Origin of the sequence: Streptomyces sp. NRRL S-495 (genome assembly GCF_000966955.1) — a bacterium.
GTDB lineage: Bacteria > Actinomycetota > Actinomycetes > Streptomycetales > Streptomycetaceae > Kitasatospora > Kitasatospora purpeofusca.
In genome coordinates this window covers 1-10,645 of sequence record NZ_JZWY01000347.1, presented here as the reverse complement: position 1 = coordinate 10,645, position 10,645 = coordinate 1, and the positions used below count along the sequence as shown (strand labels likewise).

Sequence of the window (10,645 nt, the reverse complement as noted above, 5' to 3'; positions counted from 1 at the left end):
CTCATGCGGCGGGCGCCGGCCTCACTCGGACCAGTCCGAGCCGAGGATGACCTCGACGAAGTCACCCCGCTCGAAGCCCGGGACGAAATGCGCCAGGACATCGGTCTTGACGTTGCCGAAGGTGGTGGCCGGGCGGTCCTTGATGCCCTCGGTGAACGCGGCGAGGATCCGGTTCTTGAAGTCCGGCCGGGGGTGCGCGGCCGTGACGGCGGCGCGCTGCTCCTCGCTCACCGCGTGGTAGCCGATGCCGAGGACGTCCAGCTCCACGCCCCGGGTGACCAGGGCGATCTCGGGTGCCATGTGCAGCGGGACCTCCGGGGTGGTGTGCAGGGCGATCGCCGTCCACACCCGGTCGGCCGGCTCGCCGGTGATGCCGTGGGCGTGCAGGAACCGCCGTGCCTCCTCGGCGCCGTCGATCTCGAACCGCCGGTCGGTGCGGGCGAATCGCCCGGTCAGCCCGAGGTCGTGGAACATCGCCCCGACGTAGAGCAGCTCCGGGTCGTAGTCCAACCCCTGCTCGGCGCCGCGCAGCGCCCCGAACAGGAACACCCGGCGGGAGTGGTCGAACAGCAGCGGCGAGGCCGCGTCCCGCACCAGCTCGGTCGCCTCCCTGGCCAGGGCGCTGTCCGGGATCCGCACTCCGGCGATCGTCTCGCTCATCTCGACTTCCCCATTTCCGCTCTTGCTTCGACGCTCTCTCGGTGAACTCCTCCACTGTCGCGCGGTGGCGTAGGCTGGCGCCATGTCCTTTCGGCCCTCCGCACCACGGATCCGGACATGACGGATCCGGACCCGACCGAGCAGGGAAAGACGGATCCGGGCACGCCGGAGCAGGACCCGCCCGGCCGGGTCGCCTTCCTCGTGTTCGACGAGCTGACCCTGCTCGACCTCAGCGGTCCGCTGGAGGTCTTCCACCTGGCCGGCGCGCTCGGCCACCCGTACCCGACCGTCCTGGTCTCGCCCCGGGGCGGCACCGTCACCGCCTCCAACGGCGTCGCGCTGGCCGGGACCGTCGCCCCGGCGGACGCCGGCCCGCTGGACACCCTGGTGATCGTCGGGGCCGACCACCTCGCCACCCGGGGGCCCGACCGGGAACTCCTCGCCGCCGCCCGGGACCTCACCGCGCGGGCCCGGCGGGTGGCCACGGTCTGCAGCGGAGCCTTCGTCCTGGCCGCGCTGGGACTGCTGGACGGCCGCCGCGCCACCACCCACTGGCGGCACGCCGCCGCGCTGGCCCGGCGCCACCCCGAGGTCCGCGTCGAGCCCGACGCCCTGCACGTGCGCGACGGCCGCTTCCACACCAGTGCGGGCATCAGCGCGGGCATCGACCTCGCCCTCGCCCTGGTCGAGGACGACCACGGCGCCGACACCGCCCGGGGCATCGCCCGCGAACTCGTGGTGTTCATGCGGCGCCCCGGCGGCCAGTCCCAGTTCTCCACCGCCGCGGCCGACCCGCCGGCCCGGGGCGAGCTGCTGCGCGCCGTCACCGAGGCCGTCCTGGCCGACCCGGCGGCCGACCACGGCCTGCCCGCGATGGCCGCCACCGCGGCGGTCAGCACCCGTCATCTGACCCGGCTGTTCCGCGCCGAGCTGGGCACCTCCCCGGCCCGCTGGGTCGAACGGGTGCGGCTGGACCGCGCCCAGCAGCTGCTGCTGGACGGCCACAGCGTCACCTCGGCCGCCCGGCGCAGCGGCCTGGGCAGTGACGAGAGCCTGCGCCGGGCCTTCGCCCACCATCTGGGCACCACCCCCTCCGACTACCGCCGCCGCTTCGGCACCGCCCAGCTCCCACCGCGCTGACCTGCGACGCCCGTGCCGCCGACGACCGGCGGCACGGGCTTTGGCATGCCCGCGCCAGTCCCATCATCTCGTTGTAACGTTTTCGCTCTGTACGACGAAAAATTTTCGAAAACTGTTGTTAACCATTCATGGCCTGGCTAGATTCACTCCCGTTCCCGCGATCAGCGGGACGGCGGCGGCACCGATCGGTGGTGCGTCGCAGTCAGTCGGGACCGCCGCGTGCGGCGCGGTCCCGAGCAGAGCGAAGGAGCTCCGGACATGGGTGGCAGAATCGTGGGCGGGCCGAGTCGGCGTGGCTTCCTCAAGGGGATCGGCGCGGCGGCCGTGGCCGCCGGCGGAGGTTCGGTCCTGGCCGCGTGCGGCGGTTCCGACTCCGGCGGGGGAGACGCGGGCGGTTCCGGCGAGCTGTCCGGCTCGGTCACCGTGTGGAGCTGGAAGAACCCGGCGGCGGAGCTCAAGGCCCTGATCCCGGCCTTCAACGCCGTCCACCCCAAGGTCAAGGTGACCGTCCAGGACATCGGCAACCCGGCGATCTGGGACAAGATCACCATCGCGATGGCCGCCGGCGGCCAGGGCCTCGCCGACGTGCTGCACATCGGCGTCGACTACCTGCCCGGCTACATCGAGAAGTTCCCGGGCGGCCTCGCGGACCTCGGCGCCCTGGGCGCCAACAAGTACGCCGACGCCTTCGCGCCGGGCCTGTGGCAGACCGTCTCCCGCCAGTCCAAGGTCTACGCCCTGCCGTGGGAGGCCAACGCGAGCGGCTTCTTCTACCGCAACGACCTGTTCCAGAAGGCCGGCGTCGACGCCGCCTCGCTCGCCACCTGGGACGACGTCATCACCGCGGGCAAGAAGGTCAAGGAGGCCACCGGCACCGCGCTGCTGGCCGTGGACCGCTCGGCCTCGCAGGCCGACTCGGCCAACCTCTTCCAGCTGCTGCTCCAGCTCCAGGGCACGTTCTACTTCAACATCGACGGCAAGATCACCATCAACTCGCCGGAGGCCGTCCGGGCGCTCACCCTGATCAAGGAGATGAACGACGCCGGGCTGCTGCTCGACGTCCAGGGCTCGCCCGGCGCGCCCGGCTACGACTCCGCGGTCAAGGCCGGCAAGGTCGCCGTCTGCCCCAACCCCGCCTGGTACGGCGGCTACATGGAGTCCCTCGCCGCCGACCAGAGCGGCAACTGGCGCCTGATGCTCCCGCCGGCCGTCACCCCCGGCGGCTCGCGCTCGGCGATCGTCAACTCCACCCACCTGGCCGTCGCCGGCTCCAGCAAGAACCAGCGGGCGGCGTTCGCCTTCGCCGAGTTCGCCCTCACCCGGCCCGAGTCCCAGGTCCCGATCTACAAGAACAAGGGCATCTTCCCGGCCCTGCTCAAGGCCTACGACGACCCGGCCTTCCACACCGAGAGCGCCTACTTCGGCGGCCAGAAGTACGCCGAGGTGCTCCTGGAGGAGCTGTCCAAGCCGTCGGTGCCGACCAACTACACCGCCGACTACGCCCGGGCGCTGAAGGTCATCGACGACGCCCAGACCAAGGTCCTGCTCCAGGGCGCCGACCCGGCCACGGTGCTGCGCGCCGCCGCCGACCAGCTCGTGCAGCAGACCCTGAGGGCCCAGGCATGACGACCGCAACACCGGCGACGGCGGGAACCGGGCCCCACCCCGGACCCGCCGCCGCCCCGGCCCGCCGGCGGGCGGGCCGGGGCGGCGGCGCCCGCCTGGCGCCGTACCTGTTCGTCCTCCCCGCCCTCGCGCTGTTCGCCGCCTTCCGGCTGTACCCCGTGGTCTGGTCCTTCGTCCTCAGCCTGTACCGGACCGAGGGCACCACCCAGACCTGGACCGGCCTCGGCAACTACGAGCGGCTGCTGAACGACCCGCTGTTCTGGAAGGCGCTCGGCAACACCGCGCTGATCCTGGTGGTCCAGGTGCCGGTCATGCTCGCCCTCTCGCTGGGCCTGGCCGTGGCGCTCAACTCGGCGCTGCTGCGCTGGAAGCCGCTGTTCCGACTCGGCTTCTTCCTGCCGGTGGTGACCGGCCTGGTCACCTACGGCCTGATGATGGGCGCCCTGCTCAACCAGGACTCCGGCGCCGCCAACTGGCTGCTCCAGCTGGTCGGCCTGCCCGAGGTGCACTGGCTCAACGACCCGTTCTGGGCCCGGGTGTCCATCATGCTCGCGCTGACCTGGCACTACACCGGGTACAACGCCGTCATCTACCTGGCCCGGCTCCAGTCGATCCCGGCCGAGCACCACGAGGCCGCCGCCGTCGACGGCGCCGGCCCCCTGCGCCGGTTCTGGCACGTCACCCTGCCCGGGCTGCGCCCGGCCCTGCTGCTGACGGTGGTGCTGTCCACCATCGGCACCCTGCAGCTGTTCGACGAGCCGTTCATCATGACCGGCGGCGGCCCCGACAACGCCACCACCACCATCGGCGTGTACCTGTACCAGACCGGCTTCCGGTACTTCGACTTCGGCTACGCGTCCGCCATCGGCTACGCGCTGGTCCTGATCATCTCGCTGTTCGGCCTCATCCAGGTCAAGCTCGCCAAGGAGGAGGACTGATGGCAGCCACCACCAGCCCCGCGTTCCGCGCGTCCCGCCGCGGCCAGGTGCTGCTCACCGCCGGGATGCTCGCGCTGCTCGCCTTCACGGTCGCACCGCTCTACTGGCTCGCGATCGCCTCCACCCACACCTCGCACGACATCTTCGGCCGCCCGCCGCAGCTGCTGCCCGGCGGTGAGCTGGGCACCAACCTCGGCAACCTGGAGGAGTCCGTCGGCTTCGGCCGGGTGGTGCTCAACTCCCTGATGCTGTCGGTCACCTACACCGTGCTCGGCGGGATCGTCTGCACCCTGGCCGGCTACGGCTTCGCCAAGTTCCGCTTCCGCGGCCAGGGCCTGATGTTCTCCGTGCTGCTGCTCGCCCTGGTGGTGCCGACCCAGCTCACCATCGTCCCGCTGTTCAAGATGATGGTGAACCTGGACTGGCTCAACACCTACCAGGCCGTGCTGCTGCCCAACCTGGCCCTGCCGTTCGGCATCTTCCTGATGCGCCAGTCCATGAGCGCGCTGCCGGACGAACTGCTCCAGGCCGGCCGGATCGACGGCTGCGGCGAGCTGCGGCTCTTCCTGCGGATCGCCCTGCCGACCATGCGTCCGGCCCTCGCGGCGCTCGCCATGTTCATGTTCCTGTTCCAGTGGAACGACTTCCTGTGGCCGCTGATCGCACTGCGCGACCCGGCCTCGTACACCATCCCGGTCGCCCTGGCCGCGCTCACCGGCAGCTCCGACGTCGACTACGGCCAGCTGCTCACCGGCACCGCCGTCGCGGCGGTCCCGATGGCCGTGCTCTTCCTCTTCCTGCAGAAGCACTTCGTCTCCGGGATGCTCGCCGGGGCCGTCAAGCAGTGACCGCGGCAGCGCCGGAACCCGGCACCACCCCCGGCACCGACCCCGGCGCCACCTCCGACCCGACCCCGACCCGAGAGAGGCCCGCCGTGCAGACCGGCTCCATCGACCTCGCCGCGCTGCCCACCTTCACCCCGGACCAGTGGGAGGGCGGCACGCACGAACTGCTGTTGCACGGCGTCCGGATCACCGTCCAGGCCGCGCCCGGCACCGTCGACACGGCCCACGAGGTCGACGACACCGCCTGGAACGCCGCCGGGACCACCGCCGGGATCACGGCGGGGGCCACCGCGGGGACCACCGCCACCGCCGGGATCACCGCCACCGCCGACACCGGGGTGACCGTCCGCCTGGACGTCCCGCTCGGCGACGCGGCCGGCTTCTGGCACCCCAACGCAGGCTGGGAGCGCACCCTGCCCGCCGACTGGTCGCCCTGGCGCCCGGTCTCCCTGGTGGACTCCGCCCCGGTGGGCTGCCTGTACGACACCGCCGGGCGCACCATGCTCGCCTTCGCCGCCGACCGCACCGTCCGGCAGACCGCCGTGCGCTTCGGCGTCAGCGAGGAGCACAAGCGCTTCGGCGTCTGGCTGCGCTTCCCGCTCGCCGCGGGGGAGACCTTCCGGCTGCGGCTCGCCGCGCCCGGCGCGACCCTGGCCGCCGCGCTGCGGGACCTGCGGGAGTGGTTCGCCACCCTGCCGGAGGGCACCCCGCTGCCCACGCCCGACTTCGGCCGCACCCCCGTCTACTCCACCTGGTACGCCTTCGCCCAGGACGTCACCGCCGCCGGCGTCGAGCGGGAGGCCGTGCTCGCGGCCGAACTCGGCTGCGGGCAGCTGTTCCTGGACGACGGCTGGCAGCTGCACGGCGACGGCCGGGGCTACGCCGGCTGCGGCGACTGGACCGCCGACCCGGTCAAGTTCCCCGACCTGCGGGCCCACGTCGAGACCGTCCGGGCGGCCGGCCTGCGCTACACCGCCTGGATCGCCCCGCTGCTGCTCGGCGAGCGCGCCGAGGCCCACCGCACCTGGGCCCGGTTCGCCCCGCACTACGTGCACCGGCTGGACTGCCGGATCCTCGACCCGCGCCACGCCGAGGTCCGCGAGCACGTCGTCCGGGTCTGCCGCGACGCCGTCGCCGACTACGGCCTGGACGGACTGAAGATCGACTTCCTGGACGAGGCCGTGGCCTACGGCGCGGCCCCCGTGCCCGAGGACGCCGGCCCGGGCTTCGTCGCCGACGTCGGCGAGGCGATGGCGCTGCTGCTCGCCCTGCTGCGCGAGGAGCTCAGGGAGCTGCGCGGCGACGAGTTCGTGATCGAGCTGCGCCAGCGCTACACCGGCCCGGCCATGACCGCCTACGGCAATCTGCTGCGCGCGATCGACTGCCCGGCCGACGCGGTCGCCAACCGGGTCCGCACCCTGGACATCGCCATGCTCGCCCCCGGCGGGGCCGTCCACTCCGACATGCTGATGTGGGACCCGGAGGGCGCGCCCGAGGTGCTCGCCCGGCAGGTCCACGGCGCGCTCCACTCGGTGCCGCAGATCTCCGCCCGGCTCACCGAACTCCCCGCGCCGCACCGCGAGGCGCTGGCGTTCTGGCTGGCCACCTGGCGCCGGCTCGCACCCGCCCTGACCGGCGGCCACTACGAGCCCGGCCGTCCCGACGAGCTGTACCCGCAGGTCACCGCGAGACACGGGGACCAGTGGGTGGTCACCGCCTACGACGAGCGCCCGGTCACCCTGCCCACCGGCCCCTGGCAGGCCCTCACCCTGGTGAACGCCTCGACCACCGGCCGCCTGCTGCTGGAGGTCGAGGGGCCCGCCCGCCGGGTCCGGATCGAGCCCTACGACGCGGCCGGCCGGCCCCGTCCCGAGCTGCTGCTGGACCTCGCGGAGGGCCTGCACTCGGTCGCCGTCCCGGCGGGCGGCCTGTGCGACGTCACCGAGGCCACGGGATGACATAGTTACGGCCGACCGGCGAAACGATCAACGCATTGGGGGCAGGGAAGTGGAGCAGGAGAAAATCGGGATCACCGAAGTCGCGCAGCACGCCGGTGTCAGCGTGGCCACTGTCAGCCGGGTGCTCAACCGCAAGGCCGGCGTGTCGCAGAAGACCCGTCAGCTGGTCGAGCGCGCCATGGAAGAGGTCGGCTACGAGCGCGGCGCCGCCTCCGGCGGCATCGTCGGGGTGATCACCCCGGGGCTGTCGATCCCGATCTTCGGCGTGATGGCGGAGCGGATCGGCCTCGCGCTGGCCCCGCACGGCCTGCGGGCCGTGGTCTGCCCGGCGCTGCCGGGCGGCGTGCAGGAGCGCGACTTCCTGAAGTCCCTGCTGGACCTCGGCGCCACCGGGATAGTGTTCTGCTCCGCCAGCAACACCCTGGAGAACATCGACCCCGAGGTCCTCCAGCTGCTGGAACACCGCCCCGTCCCCTATGTCTGCATCAACGGCCGGTTCGAGGACAGCCCCTCCGTCGCCTTCTCCACCGACGACGCCTACGCGGCCGAGCTGTCGGTGCGCCATCTGCACGGGCTCGGCCACCGCCGGATCGCGATGGCGGCCGGCCCGGTCGGCAACCGCCCCACCGACCGGAGGGTGGCCGGCTACCGGGCCGCGATGACGGCGCTCGGCCTCGGCGAGGACGAGCAACTCGTGGTGCACCAGACCTACTCGGTCGAGGGCGGCCAGTTCGCCGCCGAGCAGCTGCTCGCCCAGGGCGTCACCGGAGTGATCGCCGCCAGCGACCAGATGGCGCTCGGCGCGATCCGGGCGATCCGCCGGCAGGGGCTGTCCGTCCCCGAGGACATCTCCGTGATCGGCTACGACGACGGCCCGCTCATGGAGTTCACCGATCCCCCGCTCACCACGGTGCGCCAGCCCGTCGACCGGCTGGCCGCCGAGGTCGCCCGGGCGCTGGTCGGCCTGCTCTCGGGCCACCAGGTCCCGGTCGGCGAACTGATGTTCCAGCCGGAGGTGGTCGTGCGCGGCACGACCGCCCCCCACCGTCCCCGTCGGCCGCCAGCCTGAGCCGCCGGGGGCGCACCTTCCACAACGATGTCGGAGGATACGTTGCCCCACCCCGTTCCCCGTCGCAGCGCGCCGCGCGTCCACGCCCACCTGGGCCTGGTCTCCCTCGCCGCGAGCGCCCTGACCCTGCTCCCCGCCGGAGCGGCCCGTGCCGCCGGCGAGCCGGTGGCCGCCGGAGCCGCCTACACCATCGCCTCCGGTGCCAGCGGCCAGTGCCTGGGCGGCCTGTGGGCCGCCGGCACCGACCGCACCCCGGTCGTGCAGCAGCCCTGCCAGGGTGTCCTGGGCCAGCGCTGGCAGTTCACCCCCAACGGCCGCGGCGGCTACCGGATAGCCGACCGCTCCGCCCCGCAGTCCTGTCTCAATGTCGAGGGCGCCTCCACCGCCCCCGGTGCCGCGCTCATCGAGTACGCCTGCGACGACTCGGCCAACGAGCAGTTCACCCTGGAGAGCGCGGCCAACGGCGCCTTCCTGGTCCACCCCGCCAACGGCGCGCTCTGCGTCGACCTGCCGAACGGCGCCCCCACGCCGAACGCGCCGATCCAGCAGTCCACCTGCCACGGCGGCCTCGGTCAGCAGTGGCTGCTGACCCGGGCCGACCCGCTGGTGTTCGGCGACCCGGGCTTCGAACAGGGCGGCAGCGGTTGGACGTTCAGCGCCCACACCGGCACCGCCGGGAACAACGCGCACCGCGGCTCGCGGGCCGCCTACCTGGACGCCGGCACCGGCTACCGGATCAGCCGGACCGCCACCGCGCCGCAGGCCGGCGGCTACGACATCGGCGCCTGGATCGCCTCCTCGGCGGCCGGCGGCACCCTGACCGTGCAGGTCAACGGCACCACCGCGGGCACCGTGACGATCCCCTCGCAGCGCGTCTACGCCCAGTACACCGTGTCCGGCGTGCGGGTGGCGGCGGGCGACACCGTCACCGTGGCGATCGACTCGGCGCCCGGCGGCTGGGTCAACGTCGACGACGTCACCGTGGCCCCCGCCGCCCCCAACGCGCCGCGGCTCACCTCCTCCGACGCCACCGTCACGGCGATGTTCGAGTGGGCCCGGGCCAAGGCCAACTCCTTCAGCTCCCAGCCCGGCGCCACCGGCCCGCTCAACGCGGACGAGCGCAACAGCGGCGGCAGCGGCCAGGGCGTCTACGCCGCCTCCTACTGGGCCGGCTACCCGCACCGCTCCGGGTTCTACTCGCGGGACTTCGCCCACCAGGTGGTCGGCGCCCACCTGCTCGGCCTCGACGGGGCCACCAAGACGATGCTCCGCTCCTTCGCCTCCTCGGCGGCCGGCGCCCCCGACCACATGCCGTACTGGGCCGTCAACTTCGACGCGAAGACCCCGCTGTCGATCGACTACCGCAGCCCGACCTCGTTCGTCCGCGAGCTCCCCGCCGCCTTCGAGCTCGCCCAGAAGATCAACGAGGCGTACAGCTGGACCGGTGACACCGACTACCTGAACGACCCGGCGATGTCCGGCTTCGTCGCGAGCACCGTCGGCCCGTACATCACCGGGCACACCGGCCCGATCGACAACGGCGGCGTCCCCGTCGCCCAGGCCACCAGCGGCGACATCTTCAAGGGCGTCGCCAGCTACAACGAGAACGGTGCCACGCTCGCCGAGTCCGGCGACGCCATCGCCTCCCAGTACCGCGCCTACCTGTCCGCCGCCGAGCTCGCCACCGCCAAGGGCGACACCGCCACGGCCGCCGGACTGAACGCCAAGGCCGCCACCCTGAAGTCCTACTTCAACTCCACCTGGAGCGTGGACCCGAGGAACCCCGGCCGGGTGGTGCGCGCCTACGACGTCAACGGCACCGCGTACAGCGACTGGGGCAAGGAGAACTCCTGGTTCATCCCGCTCAAGGGGATCATGGACCCGGGCGCCCGGCAGAACGACTACCTGGCCTGGATCGACGCCCAGGCCTCCGGCAGCGGCGCGCCCGAGAACCTGGAGGCCGCCACCTACCTGCCCGACGTCTTCTTCGCCCACAACCAGCCCGCGAACGGCTGGAAGTGGATGCGCTACGTCTACGACCGGGCCGGTGCCACGCACAGCAGCGGGCGCTTCCTCAACGGCGACTACCCCGAGATCGCCTTCACGCTGCTCGGCCAGACCGTCCAGGGCCTGTTGGGCGTCCAGCCCGACGCGGCCGGCCAGGCACTCACCACCGCCTCCGGCCTGCCCGCCGACATGGGCTGGCTGCAGCTGAGCTCCGTCCCCGTCGGCACCGGCACGGTGACCCTGCGCCACGACGGCGGCACCCGGTCGACGCTGACCAACACCTCCGCCGCCGGAAGCCTGACCTGGACCGCCCGGTTCACCGGCGCCCACAGCGGCATCACCGTCGACGGCGCCGCGCAGACCGCCCGCACCGTCACGGTCGACGGGACCGTCTACACCTAC

General features: G+C 72.8%; 8 protein-coding genes. 7 read left to right on the top strand and 1 reads right to left on the bottom strand.

The annotated features are described in order from the left end of the window. Window positions 1-21: 21 nt before the first annotated feature. Window positions 22-660, bottom strand: coding sequence for an HD domain-containing protein (locus VR45_RS18580; RefSeq protein ID WP_045940910.1), 639 nt, complete (start codon window positions 658-660; stop codon window positions 22-24). Window positions 661-777: 117 nt separating this feature from the next. On the opposite strand from VR45_RS18580, the gene VR45_RS18575 reads away from it, so the two are divergent. The 7 genes from VR45_RS18575 to VR45_RS18545 all read left to right on the top strand — a co-directional run. Then, a complete protein-coding gene (locus VR45_RS18575) occupies window positions 778-1,800 on the top strand; it encodes a GlxA family transcriptional regulator (RefSeq protein ID WP_078896646.1) in 1,023 nt (340 codons plus the stop codon). A 258-nt stretch (window positions 1,801-2,058) separates the two neighbouring features. Further along, window positions 2,059-3,426: an extracellular solute-binding protein gene (locus VR45_RS18570; protein ID WP_107084215.1), complete on the top strand. Its 1,368-nt coding sequence runs from the start codon at window positions 2,059-2,061 to the stop codon at window positions 3,424-3,426. Further along, window positions 3,423-4,364, top strand: coding sequence for a sugar ABC transporter permease (locus tag VR45_RS18565; RefSeq protein ID WP_078896645.1), 942 nt, complete (start codon window positions 3,423-3,425; stop codon window positions 4,362-4,364). The genes VR45_RS18570 and VR45_RS18565 overlap by 4 nt, the downstream gene beginning before the upstream one ends. After that, window positions 4,364-5,212 carry a carbohydrate ABC transporter permease gene (locus tag VR45_RS18560; protein WP_045940908.1) on the top strand — a complete coding sequence of 283 codons (849 nt, stop codon included), beginning with the start codon at window positions 4,364-4,366 and terminating at the stop codon, window positions 5,210-5,212. The genes VR45_RS18565 and VR45_RS18560 overlap by 1 nt, the downstream gene beginning before the upstream one ends. After that, entirely contained in the window at window positions 5,209-7,167 is a 1,959-nt protein-coding gene (locus VR45_RS18555; protein WP_052709193.1) for a glycoside hydrolase family 36 protein, read from the top strand. Before VR45_RS18560 ends, VR45_RS18555 begins: the two co-directional genes overlap by 4 nt. A gap of 49 nt (window positions 7,168-7,216) precedes the next feature. Then, the gene (locus VR45_RS18550) at window positions 7,217-8,236 is read left to right on the top strand and encodes a LacI family DNA-binding transcriptional regulator (RefSeq protein WP_045940907.1); all 1,020 of its coding nucleotides are present in this window, start codon (window positions 7,217-7,219) and stop codon (window positions 8,234-8,236) included. Window positions 8,237-8,278: 42 nt separating this feature from the next. Beyond that, on the top strand, window positions 8,279-10,645 hold a 2,367-nt coding region (locus VR45_RS18545), incomplete at its 3' end, for an RICIN domain-containing protein (RefSeq protein ID WP_052709192.1).

Coding starts and splice junctions, on each gene's coding strand:
- VR45_RS18560 (WP_045940908.1), top strand. CDS start 4,364: ATGGCAGCCACCACCAGCCCCGCGTTCCGCGCGTCCCGCCGCGGCCAG.
- VR45_RS18575 (WP_078896646.1), top strand. CDS start 778: ATGACGGATCCGGACCCGACCGAGCAGGGAAAGACGGATCCGGGCACG.
- VR45_RS18580 (WP_045940910.1), bottom strand. CDS start 660: ATGAGCGAGACGATCGCCGGAGTGCGGATCCCGGACAGCGCCCTGGCC.
- VR45_RS18570 (WP_107084215.1), top strand. CDS start 2,059: ATGGGTGGCAGAATCGTGGGCGGGCCGAGTCGGCGTGGCTTCCTCAAG.
- VR45_RS18565 (WP_078896645.1), top strand. CDS start 3,423: ATGACGACCGCAACACCGGCGACGGCGGGAACCGGGCCCCACCCCGGA.